The organism is Marinobacterium halophilum, assembly GCF_003014615.1.
GTDB classification, from domain to species: Bacteria; Pseudomonadota; Gammaproteobacteria; order Pseudomonadales; family Balneatricaceae; genus Marinobacterium; species Marinobacterium halophilum.
In genome coordinates, this window is record NZ_PYGI01000009.1 from 107,335 (window position 1) to 122,949 (window position 15,615).

Genomic DNA, 15,615 nt, shown 5'->3' on the forward strand with positions numbered 1-15,615 from the left:
ATGCTGTCGTTATCTACCTTATTACATGACTATGCCAAAGAGCCGCACGCTGCCGACAGTCTCAGTACTCTCAAAACTCTCGTTTTAAACAGGATCATCATGGTTTTTGTCGACGAAGGTCAAGCCTTTGCCAAATAGTGCGCGCACAGGGAGGTGAAACCGGTGTTGTCGAGCTTTGTTACGCAACCGGCTGGCGATAACATCGATGCGGTGCGTATCAGGCTCTGACTGGTATCCGAATAGCTCATCATGCAGTCGCTCTTTGCTGCATACCGAGTTGCGGTGCCTGAGTAGGAAGCTGACAAGTAATTGTTCTTGCGGGGAAAGGTTTAAGCTTTCACCTTGTGGGGATTTCAATACCCTATCTGAAAGGTCCCAAGGTTGCTTTTTCTGCTCATTTAGTGGCTTGCTGATATCTTTTGCATTGAGCCTGTTCCATAACATGAGTATGGCCTCATGTAAGTCGGCAAAGTTAACGGGCTTAATGAAATAAAGGTCTGCGCCTAAGTTAAGACCTCGCATATGGTCCTGCCGTCCATCTCGTGCACTTACAATGATGGTGCCATAATGACCGATCTTGTGTAAGAAATGCACCACGCTGAACCCATCCTCACCGGGTAAACCTATGTCTACCAACACTATATCAACAGGTGTTATGTGTAATTGTTTCCAAAAATCCTCTGCACTTCCTGCAGCCCAAGCGGCGTGACCTTGTGCGTGAAAAAAAAATAGCAGCTCCTCTCTCAGGTCTTCGTTATCCTCAATAATGGCAATACGGACTGTTTTTTTAGCCATATATTTTTCTCATCTAGCAAGGTTCTTGGAAGCAGGATCCATCGCTGGTGTAACACAGTAAATGCGACAGGTTTTAACTTCGACAGAAGCGAACGGCTCGTAGAGTTGAAGGCTACTGTCCTATCCCATAAAGCTGTACCTGAAAGGATACAGATGCTGTGATTGATACAATAGAAAAGATACCAGATTGATGTCCTGTATGAACGAGTGTTTTGTTTTCAATCTGGGTTATGTGTACCTGTTTTTCTCTTGAATCCTGCAGGCCTTGCGCCTTGGGAGTGAAGCCATGTTGCGTCAGGTTTGATTATGGCTGTAAACGAGACTTCCCGGGGAGCGGTAACTGTCAATGCATCTGTCGCCCTGTCTGATTTTTATGCAGCCATTCGCACTGCCTCGGTGATCACTTTCCGCTCTGGATTCAACGACACTAATGGCCCGACTCCCAGTTACGGAAGTCACCGCTTCAGCGCTCAGGGTGTGCCGTTTCGCCAGTATGGCCTATGGCCTTGTCCTAACCGGTATGGCGCTGCATCGGCGTCACGAAGCGGATAGCACTGTGACGATGCTCGTTGTCGTACCACTGCACGAAGCCGTACACCTGCTGTTGAGCTGCCGTTAGGTTGGGTGCTGTTGCCGTATGTGTGATCGACGCCGCTCGTCATAGGGCAGGCTGGCCGCTTGTTCACAATCATGACGCCAACGTTGCAGTTGCTCAGGTTACAGGCCCCGCTGACGGCAATAGGCGGCGACCTGTTCATCGCTGTGGTCTCAATCACCGCCGCAAACTTGTCACGGGAGGACTAGTCTTAGCATCTACATCTAGCACCCAATCGTCACTTAGATCATGAGTTCCAGTCAGGTCATTCGACAAGGAGGCATTAGCAGCCTGCTGTAGGAAAACAGCGACCTTTATTACATACCTGTTTGATTCAGTTGACATTTACTGGCTGATTAATTCTTGTCCGTTATATAATCAACCTACTATAGCTCAGATGACAGCCTGTGAGTTTCAGCTCGGCTTGTTACAATCATTTCCCACCAAATACCTTCCAATACCTCCGGAGACACCCCATGGCCAAGCCCAAAACTGCCTTTGTCTGCAATGACTGCGGCGCGGATTACCGCAAGTGGCAGGGGCAGTGCAACGCTTGTGGTGCCTGGAACACCATCACCGAAGTACGCTTGGGCAGCGATGCCGGCGGTGCGCGCAGTACCCGCTTTGAAGGCTACGCAGGCGGTACCGGGACGCAGAAACGGGTGGTCAGCCTCAGTGAAGTGGCATTGGAAGAGATGCCGCGTTTCTCCAGCGGCAGTGGTGAACTGGACCGAGTGCTCGGTGGCGGGCTGGTACCGGGCTCGGCGGTGCTGATTGGCGGCCACCCCGGTGCCGGCAAGAGTACCTTGCTGCTGCAGACCCTGTGTCATCTGGTCGCACACATGCCGGCGTTGTACATCACCGGCGAGGAGTCGTTGCAGCAGGTAGCAATGCGTGCGGCACGGCTCGGGCTTAAGGCTGACCAGCTGCAGATGCTGTCGGAAACCTCGGTGGAGACCATCTGTGATCTGGCCAATGAACTGCAGCCGAAAGTGATCGTCATCGACTCCATCCAGGTGATGCACGTGGCGGATGTGCAGTCGGCCCCCGGTTCGGTCTCGCAGGTGCGCGAGAGCGCGGCGTTCTTGACCCGTTATGCCAAGCAGACCGGCACCGTCCTGTTTCTGGTGGGCCATGTCACCAAGGATGGCTCGCTGGCCGGTCCCAAGGTGCTGGAACATATGATCGACTGTTCGTTGCAGCTGGAGGGTTCCTCCGACAGCCGTTTTCGTACGTTGCGCAGCCACAAGAACCGCTTCGGGGCCGTCAACGAACTGGGGGTGTTCGCCATGCTGGAACACGGCCTGAAAGAAGTGAAAAACCCCAGCTCCATCTTCCTCAGCCGTGGCAGCGAGCCCAGTCCCGGCAGTGTGGTGATGGTGATCTGGGAAGGAACGCGGCCGCTGCTGGTGGAGCTGCAGGCACTGGTGGATCAGTCGCACCTGTCCAACCCGCGTCGGGTGGCGGTCGGTCTGGAGCAGAACCGGCTGGCGATGCTGCTGGCGGTTCTGAACCGTCATGGCGGGTTGATGACCGGCGATCAGGATGTCTTTGTTAATGTGGTGGGCGGAGTCAAGGTGCTGGAAACCAGTGCCGATCTGGCCTTGCTGTTGGCGATCGTGTCCAGCTTCCGCGACCAGCCACTGTCACAGGAACTGATGGTGTTTGGGGAAGTGGGGCTGTCCGGTGAAATACGGCCGGTGCCCAATGGTCAGGAACGGATCCGTGAAGCGGCCAAGCACGGCTTTAAACGCGCGATTGTGCCGATCGCCAATGTGCCTCGCGACACCTTGCCGGGCATGGAAGTGGTCGGCGTTAAAACCCTGTCCGAAGCGCTGGACGCAATCTGAATCCGACGCGGTTGGTCTTAGCCGTCGATCAGCTGTTCCAGTTCGCGCTCCAGCAAGGCTTCATCACCCAGATTCAACTCGACTAGGCGGCGCAAATGGGTGATGCTGTCGATCTCCATTTCGCCCGCGACAAAACCGTACTGTGGTGGGGCTGCATGGTTCAGTGTTGCCGGTATCTCGATCAGAATATCGTTGGCCAGATACAGATGCAGGCGGGCACTGTCGCCGATTTTGATCGGCAGAGGCTGTTCCGATTCGACGAGGGTACCGCGCAGAGAGATATCGATCAGCTGGACGACGGCCGAGCCCTTGTCACTGTGCAGCTCGCATTCTGCATCGAACGGGATGCGGGTAAAGCGGCGGCGTTCTTGATTATTGTTCACGCTCGGACTCCTGGCAGTTATGGTTCGCTATAGGCATGGTATTACACTGGCGTCGCATTGTGGAGACTGGCTGCGACAGATCAATACATGATCAGCCCTGTTGCCCTAGGCTGTTCGGTTCACGGGTAGTTCCGAAAAGGATAAGGCATGTGGGAAGTTATGACTGACCTGTTGGTGGCGGGGCGACACTCGCGTTATTTCAATCATACACGCAGCCATCACCTGTTTACGCGGGTGCGTTTGCTGGCCTGGTTGTTGATGGTGCTGCAAAGCGGCTGGATTTTGATCGACTGGCTGCTGTTGCCGGCGGCTGTCAGTAGTTCGATTGCCTACGCGCGTCTGGCGACGAGTGGCTGCTGTTTGCTGTTGGCGCTCTGGTGCAGCCATGCCTACCGGCTGGAGGTTTCGCTGATCCGGCTGTTGCTGCTGGTACTGGTACTGACACTGTTCCAGACTGCCAGCACCTGGGTGCTTGAACAGCAGGGATACCATAGCCATGTGGCCGGTTACGCGTTCTTTCCTTTCATGATTATTACCATGCTCGCCATCTTCCCGCTGACCGTTCTGGAAGTGGCAGGGTTCACCGTCTTCGTGATTCTGGTGGAGTGGGTGACTCAACTGTGGTTGGGTACATTCGGTCAGGTTGAATCCCTGAATGACCTCTGGCTGTTGGGAATACTGGGTTGCATTGCCGGGTGGGCGTCGGTGAACCAGTTGAGCATGTTGCTGGTACTGTATCGCCAGGCCACGCGGGACCCGCTCACCGGGCTGGCCAATCGGCGTCAGGTCATGGACCAGTTGGATGAAGATATCGAGGCGGCGGAAGACAGCGGTCAGATGCTGGTGGTGATGATGTTCGATCTCGACAAGTTCAAGAGCTTCAATGACCATTACGGTCATGCCGCGGGTGATATTGTCCTCAAGCAGTTTGCCCGCATTCTGCGTGATCATGCGCGTCGCAACGAGGACTTGGCCGGGCGCTTCGGTGGTGAGGAATTTCTGATGCTGATGCCGAATATGGATGCTCGGAAAGCGGGTGAGGTAGCGGATTCGATCCGTCAGGCCTGTCACCAGAGCCGTCTGCGGGTGCCAACCGGGGAAGAGGTCAGTTTCTCGACCAGTATTGGGATTGCGGAGCTGATGCCGGGCGAAGACCGTTCCAGTGTGCTGCAGCGGGTCGATGAAGCTCTGTACAAGGCCAAGGACAGTGGCCGTGATCGCGCCTGTGTGGCGGACAGCGTGCGGCCACGTTCAGCGGCGTGAGCACAGGACCGGCTCCCGAGCGGGAGCCGGTTGTGACGACCACGGTTGTGGCCATCGTTACGTTCAGCTCATGCGGCGATACTTGATGCGCTCGGGCTGATGGTCCTTGCCATAACGGCGCTTGTAGTCCTCGGCGTACTCGGTGTAGTTGCCTTCGAAGAATTCGACCTGCGAATCCCCTTCATAGGCGATGATGTGCGTACAGATACGGTCGAGGAACCAGCGGTCATGCGAGATCACCACGGCACAGCCGGGGAAAGCCAGCAGGGCTTCTTCCAGTGCGCGCAGGGTCTCGATATCCAGATCGTTGGTCGGTTCGTCGAGCAGCAGCACGTTGCCGCCTTCTTTCAACAGCTTCGCCATGTGCAGACGGTTACGCTCACCGCCGGACAGATCCTTGACGAACTTCTGCTGATCCGAACCCTTGAAGTTGAAACGGCCACAGTAGGCGCGCGCCGGGGTCTGGAAGTTGCCTACGGTGATGATGTCCTGACCGTCGGAAATCTCCTGGAACACGGTGTTGTTGCCGTTCAGTTCGCGGGACTGGTTAACGTAGGCCAGCTGCACGGTGGCACCGATTTCGATCTCACCGGAATCCGGCTGTTCTTCACCGGCCAGCATGCGGAACAGGGTTGATTTACCTGCGCCGTTGGGACCGATGATACCGACGATGGCACCCGGCGGAATGGCCAGATCCAGATTCTCGAACAGCAGCTTGTCGTCGTAGGACTTGGTGACGTTGTGCAGCTCGATTACCTTGTCGCCCAGGCGGGGTCCAGGCGGAATGTAAATTTCCTGGGTTTCATTGCGCTGCTGGAACTCACGCGAGTTCATCTCTTCAAACGCTTTCAGGCGTGCCTTGGACTTGGTCTGACGGCCTTTGGCCCCCTGACGAACCCACTCCAGTTCAGCCTTCATCGCTTTGCGGTGAGATGCTTCGGACTTGGATTCGCGCTCCAGGCGGGCTTCCTTCTGCTCCAGCCAAGAGGAATAGTTGCCTTCCCACGGAATGCCATGGCCACGGTCCAGTTCCAGAATCCAGCCGGCGGCGTTATCGAGGAAGTAGCGGTCATGGGTGATCGCGACCACGGTACCCGGATATTCCTGTAGGAAGCGTTCGATCCAGGCGATCGATTCGGCGTCCAGGTGGTTGGTCGGCTCGTCCAGCAGCAGCATGTCCGGATTGTCCAGCAGCAGTCGGCACAGGGCCACGCGGCGGCGTTCACCACCGGACAGAAACTCAACCTTGGCATCCCAGGGCGGCAGACGCATGGCATCGGCGGCGCGTTCCAGCGCCTGATCCAGATTGTGACCATCTTTGGCCGTGATCAGGTTTTCCAGCTCGGCCTGCTTCTTGGCCAGCGCGTCAAAATCGGCGTCCGGATCAGCGTAGTCGGCATAGACCTGATCCAGATCGGCCAGTGCGCCCTTGACGTCAGCAACCGCTTCCTCGATCACTTCGCGCACGGTCTTGCTGTCATCGAGCTCCGGCTCCTGCGGCAGGTACCCGACCTTGATGTTGGGCATCGGGTGGGCTTCGCCGGTGTACTCGGCATCGACCCCGGCCATGATGCGCAGCAGAGTGGATTTACCGGAACCGTTCAGACCCAGTACACCAATCTTGGCACCGGGGAAAAACGATAAAGAGATGTCCTTGAGGATTTCACGCTTGGGCGGTACGACCTTGCCCACTCGGTTCATCGTGTAAACGTACTGAGCCATTGATACGCCTGTAGGTTTAGAGGTTGAAAAACAGCCAGATTCTACCTGTGGCGGTTGGGGAAAGCCATGTTGCCCGCGGCCAACAGATCGGGTTGACGGTTGGCAAGGGACGATGCCTGATATAGGCTAGTCGTCGGCCTGGAAGCCGCCTGCAGTTCATCTTGAAACTGTAATCATTCAAGGACAAAAAAATGAATCAAGTTGCCGACAACCCTTATGTCGCACCGGAAGCTGATCTCGAAGTCCAGCAAGCTGCCGGTGATATTTCCGTTTTTCCCCGCTTCAGCACTTGGGCCGTGTTTGGTCTATCGATCATTACGCTGGGCATCTATACCATCTACTGGCTGTACGACCGAACGCGCAAGCTGAACAGTATCTCTGAAAACCAGATTTCCCAAGGTGTTGTCAGCGCGTCCGTCGGTCTGTTCGTGGCCAGCGGCATCTCGTCCATTGTTGTTGCCGTCGTAGGCCCCTCTTCCTCTTTCGGTGCTTTGGTTCTGGTTGATGGCCTGCTGGGCCTCGCCAGCGGTATCATGATATTGGTATGGGCGTTTAAGTTCCGTAACCGTCTCAATCGTGTCACGAATAGCGAAGGCAAGCCGACGTGGGCAGGCCCTATCCTGACCTTCTTCTTCAACGTGCTTTACTTGAGCTACAAGATAAACCAGCACCTCGATATTCGCGCCAGCCGCTAAGCGGACGGTGATTCCCATGCAGGCATCCAGGCTGCTCGATAATCACTGCAGTGTTGAAACTCCTGAAGGCATTGACTTTACTCAGGCCATGGCCGGTCCGGTGGTGCGCATTTTGGCGTTCCTCATCGATATGGTCTGGCGCGGGCTGGTTTATGCCCTGATCGGTATCCTTTCCGGTTTTTTGGGCGGCTTCGGCATGGGGCTTTATCTGATCATTGGTTTTTTGCTGGAGTGGTTCTATCCGGTCTTCTTCGAAGTATTTCGTCAAGGCCAGACACCGGGCAAAAAAGCGATGGGCTTGAGGGTCGTCAACGAAGATTTCACTCCTGTGGGCTGGGGAGCATCGGTGATCCGCAACTTGCTGAGGGCGGCCGACTTCTTTCCGTTGATGTATGTCTCCGGGTTACTCAGCATGGTGTTGTCGCGGCGCTTCCAGCGCTTGGGTGACCTGGCCGCGGGTACTTTGGTCGTCCATGTGGACAGGCAATCGGCACCGCAGTTGGATGTGTCGATTAAACCGCGGATGCCACAACAGGCTCTGACCCGGGCCGAGCGCCAGGGCATTATTAGTCTTACCGTACGCAGCCGTACCATCAGCGAGCCGCGACAGCAGGAACTGGCAGAATTGTTGGCCCCGGTGACTGGCGTTACCGGTGAAGCCGGACTGGAACGACTGAAAGGCATGGGTGCCTGGCTGCTGGGGCGCAAATAGAAGCAGGATGCGATGAAGGAAACGGAGTTCGAACAACGCTATTCGCCGCTCTGGCTGCTGTTGGAAGCACTGCTTGAAGCGGGGCGTGGGGATGATAAAGTGCCGGATGAACACTTCCCCGAACAGTACCGTCAGGTCTGTGGACACCTGTCCATGGCGCGTCAGCGCGACTATTCCGATGCTCTGGTCAGCCGCCTTAATCGCTTGGTGATGCTGGGCCACCATCGGCTGTATCAGCGCGATTCCCGTGCGACGCTGCAACGTTTAGGCGCGGCGCTGGCGACATTTCTGATTGCCTTGCGTCAGCAACGGCGCTACGTCCTCTGTTCGGCCTTGCTGTTTATACTGCCGGCACTAGTCATGGGCGTAGGTGCTTACCTGAGTGAAAGCTTTACCTACAGCATGCTGTCACCGGACCAGGCGGCCGAGCTGGAAGCCATGTATGACCCGGGCAATGCACGGTTGGGGGCTGAGCGTGACTCGGAAACCGATCTGTTCATGTTCGGCTATTACATCAGCCACAATATCGGTATCGCCTTCAAGGCCTTTGCCGGTGGCATTTTTCTGGGTTTGGGAACCGTTGCCGTAGTCCTGTTCAACGGTCTGTATCTGGGTGCGGTAACCGGCTACCTGACCCGCGTTGGTCTGGGCGTCACGTTTTATCCTTTTGTTATCGGCCATGGCGCCTTTGAGCTAACCGCGATCGTCATTTGCGGGGCGGCAGGGTTAATGATCGGTCATGCGTTGATCCATCCCGGACGCTGGGGGCGTCTGGATGCCTTGCGCCAAGCGGCCAGTGAGGCGGTCAAGCTGATGTACGGTGGTGTATTTATGCTATTCGTGGCCGCGTTTCTGGAGGCCTTTTGGTCATCCAGTTCGCAGTTGCCGGTAGCGGTCAAGCTGAGCGTTGGGGCCTTGTTCTGGCTGAGCGTGCTCTGGTTTTGCTTCTTTTCATCACTGGGGACGCGCCGTGAACCTCGCTGATCTGCAAATTCGCGCGCAGGTGCGTACGCCCTGGCAGGCGCTTGACTTGGGCGTGCTGATGGCTCGCCGTTGGTTTCGGCCCTTGTGGCTGGCCTGGCTGTTGCCGGCAGTACTGATATTCACCGTGCTGAGTCTGGGGTTCGCCGACGATCCCTGGGTGGTCACTCTAGTGATCTGGTGGCTCAAGCCCTTGTTTGAGCGCCTGCCGCTGTTGTTGCTCAGTCGTTACCTGTTTGCCGAGCGTACGCTGCGCGGCCTGACGTGGTGGCAGCTGCTGCGTACTTGGCTATTCGGCAGTATCGGCGCTTTGTTGTGGCGCCGGTTCGATCCGCGGCGCGCCTTCCTGCAGGCGGTCACCGTACTGGAAAAACAGAAGGGGCGTGCCCGCCTGAAGCGCTGTCGTACCCTGGCCTATGGTCATGGCCGTGCCGCGACCTGGCTGACGCTGATTCTGGCCCATGTGGAAATGTTGCTGGTACTGGCCGTGCCGGTATTGGTGCTGGCGCTGGTGGGTGATTTCTTCGAACGGGGCCCTGGGTGGTGGTTCAGTGATGAGTCGGGTCTGCTGGCGCACCTGAGTAACGCCCTGACCCTGATCTGCATGTCGCTGGTGGCCCCCTTTTATGTCGCGTCCGGTTTTGCCCTTTACATTAACCGTCGCATAGAACTCGAGGCCTGGGATCTGGATCTGCTGTTCCGACAGATCGTTCAGGATCATCAGGTGACCCAGGCCAAGCCCAGTGCCGGAGCTAGTTCCTTGGTCACTGTCATGCTGGTCGTCATGCTGTGGCTGACCTATCTGCCTGCATCTCCAGTGCAAGCCGCTGTAGTCGCCGAGGTTGCTTCGCCGGATGCTACCAAGAAGGCCGCAGTGGAACTACTGTCGTCGCCCCCTTATGTGATCGAAGAAGAAGTGACTCAGTGGCGTTGGAAGGAGACGGAAAAAACGGACGATGATTCGGTTGATAGCGCCTGGCTAGAATCGCTGTTCGATATTCAGGAGGTCTCGCGCGGTGGAGTCAGTGACGGCTTTTACCGTCTGGCTGAGATTTTAATGTGGTTGGGAGGGCTGATGCTGCTGGTGCTGTTGGCACGGGTGCTGTGGCGACAGCTGGGGCAGTCAGAAGGGCAACCCGACAGGGATGCGCTTGAGGCTGATGCGCCCCGGGTATTGATGGGTATGGCGATTGGTGCCGACAGTTTGCCATCCGATCTCAATGCTGCCGTTATGGAGGCTCTGGATCAGGGGGATACGCGCTTGGCGCTGTCGCTGGTTTATCGCCAGGCCCTGCATCGGTTGGTACATCACTATCGCGTCGAGGTCGAGTCTTGGCATACCGAGCTGGAGTGTGCGGCTGCCGCCCGGTGTCATCCGGACTTGGCTGGCAGCACTCTGTTTGACGAGCTGACCGGGGTTTGGCTGCGGCTGGCCTATGCACACGAATCACCGATACGTCCGCGTGTCGAGCAGTTGCTGCGCGAAGTGCAGCGGGAGTTGGCAGGATGCACATGATCCTGTTCCGGGTATTGCCTGTGCTGTTGCTGATGTTGCTGGGTTATGTGTTGGTGACGGGGCTGGAATCTGTCGATCAGGTCGTGGACCAAGGCCCGGGGGAAGAGGTTAGGCGCAATCAATTTCTGGCGGCGGGTCAGTTGCTGGAGCAGCAGGGGCTGCAGGTTGAGCACAGTCGTTATCCAGTGGCCGTCAATCAGCTGGGTCCGCGTGACAGTTTGCTACTGACCAGTGCCGAATACTTGCTGGATGAGCCGGAACGGGTTGATGTCTTGCTGGATTGGGTAGCATCTGGAGGGCAGCTGATCTGGCACTACAGGTCTGAGATGGAGCAGCATCCGTTGGCACAGGCATTGGGTGTCAGCCATGCCCCCCCCGAGCTGAACAAACAGGCTCTGAATGACAAGGTAGCGGCGGCTGAGCTCTCGGAAACTGTGCATGAAGCCGCTGCACAGTTCGCTCAAGCGCCGCAGGAATCTGCCCCGCCAAGCCTCTCCGAACAGGTGATGGTTGATATCCGTCGACGAGAAGCCGGTGTCGCAACCACTGCGTTAAGCCGATTTGCCCCGGCCGATAACGCGCGGATTTACAGCCCACTGGAGTCGCCGCTGCAGTGGCATGAAAATGGCCGCTTTGGTATCGAGATGCAGCTGGAAGCCCGATCATTGCCCGTTGAGCGGACCAGCTTGCTGATGTTGCGCCTGGGTAATGGTCGTGTCAGCGTACTGCGGAATATCAGCATCTGGGATAACGACCGTATCGGCTTGTTTGATCATGCCTACCTGCTGCTCTGGCTCAATAGAGACCGTCCGGTCGTCCATATTCAGCGCTACAGCCAGTGGCCATCGCTGTCTCTGCTGTTGCTGGATCATGCTGTCGAAGCGCTGACCGTCGGCATCTTTCTACTGCTGGGTTGGCTGCTTTATCGCGGCCGCCGTTTCGGACCGGTGCTGCACTCCTCGCCTCAGCAACGGCGAACATTGAATGAACATATCGAAGCGGTGGCGCGCTTTCATCATCGCCATGGCCAGCTGAATTACCTGCTCGCACCGTTGCGGCGTCAAGTATTGAACCGTGCAGCCCGTTTACAGGGCGGGCTGGAACAACTGCCCGATAAACTGCAGCTCGCGGCGGTGGCCGAGCAGGCCCAGCTGCCGCTGGAGCAGGTGCGTCAGGCGTTGACGCCGCAGGAACACTATAACTCGACCGATCTGGTCGAAACGGTGCAGCTTCTTCTTAACATCAGGAAACGACTATGACTCTCGAAATGGAAGCCCCTCCACTCGCGACTGACGTGAGCGGACAGATTGATTTTCTGCGCACCGGCATAGGTTCGCTGTTGATCGGCCAGGATGAGGTGGTTGACCAAGTACTGGTGGCGCTGCTCTGTCGCGGCCATGTTTTGCTGGAAGGGGTGCCGGGGCTGGGCAAAACCCTGCTGGTACGGGCTCTGGCGACCTGTTTCAGTGGCCATTTTCGGCGCATTCAGTTCACCCCCGACCTGATGCCAGCGGATATGACCGGTCATGCAATCTATGACATGAAAGAAGGGCGTTTTCATGTGCGCCGTGGCCCGGTGTTTACCAACCTGCTCTTGGCCGATGAGATCAACCGCTCGCCAGCGAAGACCCAGGCGGCCCTGCTGGAAGTCATGCAGGAACAGCAGGTGACCATTGAAGGTACCCCTCATGCGTTGACCCCGCCGTTCATGGTGTTGGCGACCCAGAACCCGATCGAGCAGGAGGGGACCTACCCGCTACCGGAGGCGGAATTGGATCGCTTCCTGATGAAAGTATTTATCGACTACCCGGACTTCAATGACGAGATTCGTCTGGTACGCCAAGTGACCGGCGGAGAGTTGAGCATGGACGCGATTAGTGATCGTCTTTCCGGGGCGCTAAGACCGGAAGATGTGTTGGCGTTACAACGCGCCGTTGAGCGAGTGACGCTGGATGATGAAGTGCTTGTCTATGCCGTACGTCTGGTGCAGGCAACCCGCAACGCCAGCAGTATCCTCAAAGGGGCCGGACCCCGTGCCAGCATTGGTCTGGTCAGTGCAGCCAAGGCTTGGGCATTGATAAACCGACGCGACTTCGTGCTGCCGGACGATATCAAGCAGGTGGTGCTGCCGGTATTGCGTCACCGTATTTTGCTGGCACCGGAAAGTGAAATCGATGGTTTTACGCCTGACCGGGTGTTACAGCAGTTGATGCAGACTGTGGACGCGCCGCGTACATGATTAGAGCGCTGCTGTGGTTGATACCGGATCGGGCACTGTTCAAGTCCCTGCTGATCTTACTGACGGCGGCGCTGATACTGGTGGGGATGCGCGCCTTTACGTCCCTTGAGCTGAATGTGCTGACCACGCTCTGGTGGGGGGGGCTGGCGCTGGGAGGGCTGATTGCACTGATAGATGCCCTGTGGGTATGTGCTCAGCCCATCCCCGTGGCGCAGCGTCAGTTGCCGGGGAGTCTGGCACTGGGAGCCAATGCGCGTATTCGCCTGCGCTTTGAAAATGTTGGGAGGCGGGCGCTTCAGTTCAGCTGTATGGATGACTACCCGGCGGCGGTGACGACCGAGCAGTTGCCGGTCGAACTGAAACTGTCCCCCGGCGAGAGCCAAGAGGTGGAATATACGGCGCGTGCGGAGCACCGGGGGGATGCCGAATTCGGGGCGATCTGGATGCGGATCCAGTCGCCGCTTCGGCTCTGGCGGCTGCAGCGATCCGTAGCGGCAACGCAAAGAGTTAAGGTCTATCCGAATTTTATGGCGTTGGCCAACCTGAATTTCCTCAGCTACGAGCAGCGTATTGCTCATATCGGTGCGCACCTGAGTCAGCGTCGCGGTTCGGGACAGGAGTTCAAGCAGCTGCGAGAATATCAGCGCGGTGACGAGATCCGCCAGATAGACTGGAAGGCGACGGCTCGTCAGCAACGACTCGTGTCGCGGGAATATCAGGATGAGCGTGATCAGGAAGTGCTGTTCATGCTGGATACCGGTCGCCGCATGCGGGCAGTAGATGGCGAGCTGAGTCACTTTGACCATTCGCTCAATGCGTTGTTACTGACGGCCTATATCGCCTTGGGAGCTGGTGATGCCGTGGGCGTTCTTGGTTTTGCCGGGAGTAGTCACTGGGTGCGCCCGGTCAAAGGGCGTCAGGGCGTCAATGTGTTGCTCAACAGCCTCTACGATGTGCACAGCAGTACCGAAGCCAGCGACGTTGTGCAGGCGGCGGCCACTCTGCTACAGCGTCAGCAGAAGCGAGCACTGGTCATTCTTGTGACCAATCTGCGGGATGATGACAGTGATGATCTTCAGGCGGCTGTTCAACTGTTGGCGCGTAAGCATCTGGTGATGGTGGCGTGTCTACGCGAAAGCTGTCTGGACACGCCGCTAGAGAGCGAACAGGATACTCGGGAAGTGCTCAATTTCTGCGCCCGAACCCTTTATCGTGAGCAGCGCGAGGAATTAATCAGGAGTCTGCAGAGGCAGGGTGTGATAACGGTGGACGCGCCGCCGCAGCAAATGCATGTAGCTCTGATCGAACAGTACCTGGTACTCAAGCGCGCCGGCAAGCTGTAACGCTGGTCTTCCGAGAGGGGGCAGAGCAAAATGAATCTTTTGCGTAATGGACTGACCCCTTTTCATGTGCCTTCCGTATGATTTTTAGACTATAATGCGCCTCTTTTATGAGGCAGCTACAGGTCAGTTCGTTACCGCCTGCGCCAACTTTGTCGCTATTTTTGCCACTTCAGGGGACAGCAATGTTTAGCAAAGATATGTCAATCGCCAGTTATGATGCGGATCTGTGGTCTGCAATGCAGTCCGAAGCCGTCCGTCAGGAAGAGCACATCGAACTGATCGCGTCCGAGAACTACACCAGCCCGCGCGTCATGGAAGCTCAGGGTTCTGTGCTGACCAACAAATACGCCGAAGGCTACCCGCACAAGCGTTACTACGGTGGCTGCGAGTACGTCGATGTAGTTGAAGAGCTGGCGATTGAACGTGCCAAGGAACTGTTTGGCGCTACGTACGCCAACGTACAGCCGCACTCCGGTTCCCAGGCCAATGCTGCCGTCTATATGGCACTGTGCCAGCCGGGCGACACCATTCTGGGCATGAGCCTGGCCCATGGTGGCCACCTGACCCACGGTGCTGCCGTATCCTTCTCTGGCCGCATCTACAAGGCTGTTCAGTACGGTTTGAACACTGCAACCGGCTCCATTGATTACGACGAAGTTGAGCGTTTGGCGGTTGAAAACAAGCCGAAGATGATCGTGGCCGGTTTCTCTGCCTACTCACAGATCGTTGACTGGGCGCGCTTCCGCGAAATCGCTGACAAGGTCGGCGCGTACCTGTTTGTCGACATGGCACACATTGCCGGTCTGGTTGCCGCAGGTGTTTACCCGACGCCGATGCCGTTTGCGGATGTCGTTACCACTACGACGCATAAAACCCTGGGTGGCCCGCGTGGTGGTCTGATTTTGTCCGCCAACGCTGATGAAGATTTGCAGAAGAAGCTGAACTTCGCGGTATTCCCGGAATCTCAGGGCGGCCCGCTGATGCACGTGATCGCGGCCAAGGCGGTCTGCTTCAAGGAAGCGATGGAGCCGGAATGGAAAGAATACCAGGCTCAGGTCGTACGTAACGCCAAGGCCATGGCCGAAGTGTTCATCGCCCGTGGCATCAACATCGTCTCCGGCGGTACAGAAGATCACCTGTTCCTGGTTGACCTGATCAGCAAGGACATCACCGGTAAGGATGCGGACGCAGCTCTGGGCCGTGCCAACATCACTGTGAACAAGAACTCCGTACCGAACGATCCGCGTTCACCGTTCGTGACCTCCGGTCTGCGTATCGGTACTCCGGCGGTGACCCGTCGTGGCTTCAAGGAAGAAGAAGTCGCTCAGCTGGCGAACTGGATCTGCGATATCCTCGACGATATCAGCAATGAAGAGACCATCGCCCGCGTTCAGGGTCAGGTCAAAGAGATCTGCGCACGCTTTCCGGTTTACAAGTAAGCCGGTAGAATAGCCGGGGCGGCTGAGGCCGCCCTTTTTTATTTTTTGTTCGCGTCCCACCCATACACCCCGGTAACGGGGA

Annotated in this window: 13 protein-coding genes; 10 read left to right on the forward strand and 3 right to left on the reverse strand. The window is 57.0% G+C overall.

Features of this window, described 5'->3' with window-relative positions; genetic code table 11:
- Positions 1-84 precede the first annotated feature (84 nt).
- Positions 85-795 (reverse strand): response regulator transcription factor, encoded by a 711-nt coding sequence (locus CLV44_RS07890; protein ID WP_106591572.1) that lies wholly within the window; start codon positions 793-795, stop codon positions 85-87.
- 1,071 nt (positions 796-1,866) lie between these two features.
- On the opposite strand from CLV44_RS07890, the gene radA reads away from it, so the two are divergent.
- The gene (gene radA, locus CLV44_RS07895; protein ID WP_106591573.1) at positions 1,867-3,240 is read left to right on the forward strand and encodes a DNA repair protein RadA; all 1,374 of its coding nucleotides are present in this window, start codon (positions 1,867-1,869) and stop codon (positions 3,238-3,240) included.
- Between the two features lie 17 nt (positions 3,241-3,257).
- Here the strand turns inward: radA and CLV44_RS07900 are convergent, their stop codons facing one another.
- Positions 3,258-3,623, reverse strand: a complete 366-nt coding sequence (locus tag CLV44_RS07900; RefSeq protein ID WP_106591574.1) for a PilZ domain-containing protein — start codon at positions 3,621-3,623, stop codon at positions 3,258-3,260.
- Between the two features lie 147 nt (positions 3,624-3,770).
- On the opposite strand from CLV44_RS07900, the gene CLV44_RS07905 reads away from it, so the two are divergent.
- Complete coding sequence (locus CLV44_RS07905) at positions 3,771-4,886, forward strand: GGDEF domain-containing protein (RefSeq protein WP_106591575.1); 1,116 nt, start codon at positions 3,771-3,773, stop codon at positions 4,884-4,886.
- Positions 4,887-4,949: 63 nt separating this feature from the next.
- Here the strand turns inward: CLV44_RS07905 and ettA are convergent, their stop codons facing one another.
- Positions 4,950-6,608 (reverse strand): energy-dependent translational throttle protein EttA, encoded by a 1,659-nt coding sequence (gene ettA, locus CLV44_RS07910; protein ID WP_106591576.1) that lies wholly within the window; start codon positions 6,606-6,608, stop codon positions 4,950-4,952.
- A gap of 191 nt (positions 6,609-6,799) precedes the next feature.
- On the opposite strand from ettA, the gene CLV44_RS07915 reads away from it, so the two are divergent.
- The 8 genes from CLV44_RS07915 to glyA all read left to right on the forward strand — a co-directional run bounded on the left by CLV44_RS07915 (position 6,800) and on the right by glyA (position 15,533).
- Positions 6,800-7,303, forward strand: a complete 504-nt coding sequence (locus tag CLV44_RS07915) for a DUF4234 domain-containing protein (protein ID WP_106591577.1) — start codon at positions 6,800-6,802, stop codon at positions 7,301-7,303.
- Positions 7,304-7,319: 16 nt separating this feature from the next.
- Positions 7,320-8,015, forward strand: coding sequence for an RDD family protein (locus tag CLV44_RS07920; RefSeq protein ID WP_106591578.1), 696 nt, complete (start codon positions 7,320-7,322; stop codon positions 8,013-8,015).
- A gap of 12 nt (positions 8,016-8,027) precedes the next feature.
- Entirely contained in the window at positions 8,028-8,999 is a 972-nt protein-coding gene (locus CLV44_RS07925) for a stage II sporulation protein M (protein ID WP_106591579.1), read from the forward strand.
- The gene (locus CLV44_RS07930) at positions 8,986-10,512 is read left to right on the forward strand and encodes a DUF4129 domain-containing protein (protein WP_106591580.1); all 1,527 of its coding nucleotides are present in this window, start codon (positions 8,986-8,988) and stop codon (positions 10,510-10,512) included. The genes CLV44_RS07925 and CLV44_RS07930 overlap by 14 nt, the downstream gene beginning before the upstream one ends.
- On the forward strand, positions 10,503-11,771 hold the full coding sequence (locus CLV44_RS07935) for a DUF4350 domain-containing protein (protein ID WP_106591581.1): 1,269 nt from the start codon (positions 10,503-10,505) through the stop codon (positions 11,769-11,771). Before CLV44_RS07930 ends, CLV44_RS07935 begins: the two co-directional genes overlap by 10 nt.
- Positions 11,768-12,751 carry an AAA family ATPase gene (locus CLV44_RS07940; RefSeq protein ID WP_245912640.1) on the forward strand — a complete coding sequence of 328 codons (984 nt, stop codon included), beginning with the start codon at positions 11,768-11,770 and terminating at the stop codon, positions 12,749-12,751. The genes CLV44_RS07935 and CLV44_RS07940 overlap by 4 nt, the downstream gene beginning before the upstream one ends.
- Positions 12,748-14,094 (forward strand): DUF58 domain-containing protein, encoded by a 1,347-nt coding sequence (locus tag CLV44_RS07945; RefSeq protein ID WP_106591582.1) that lies wholly within the window; start codon positions 12,748-12,750, stop codon positions 14,092-14,094. The genes CLV44_RS07940 and CLV44_RS07945 overlap by 4 nt, the downstream gene beginning before the upstream one ends.
- Positions 14,095-14,276: 182 nt before the next feature.
- Positions 14,277-15,533, forward strand: coding sequence for a serine hydroxymethyltransferase (glyA, locus tag CLV44_RS07950; RefSeq protein WP_106591583.1), 1,257 nt, complete (start codon positions 14,277-14,279; stop codon positions 15,531-15,533).
- Positions 15,534-15,615: the final 82 nt, after the last annotated feature.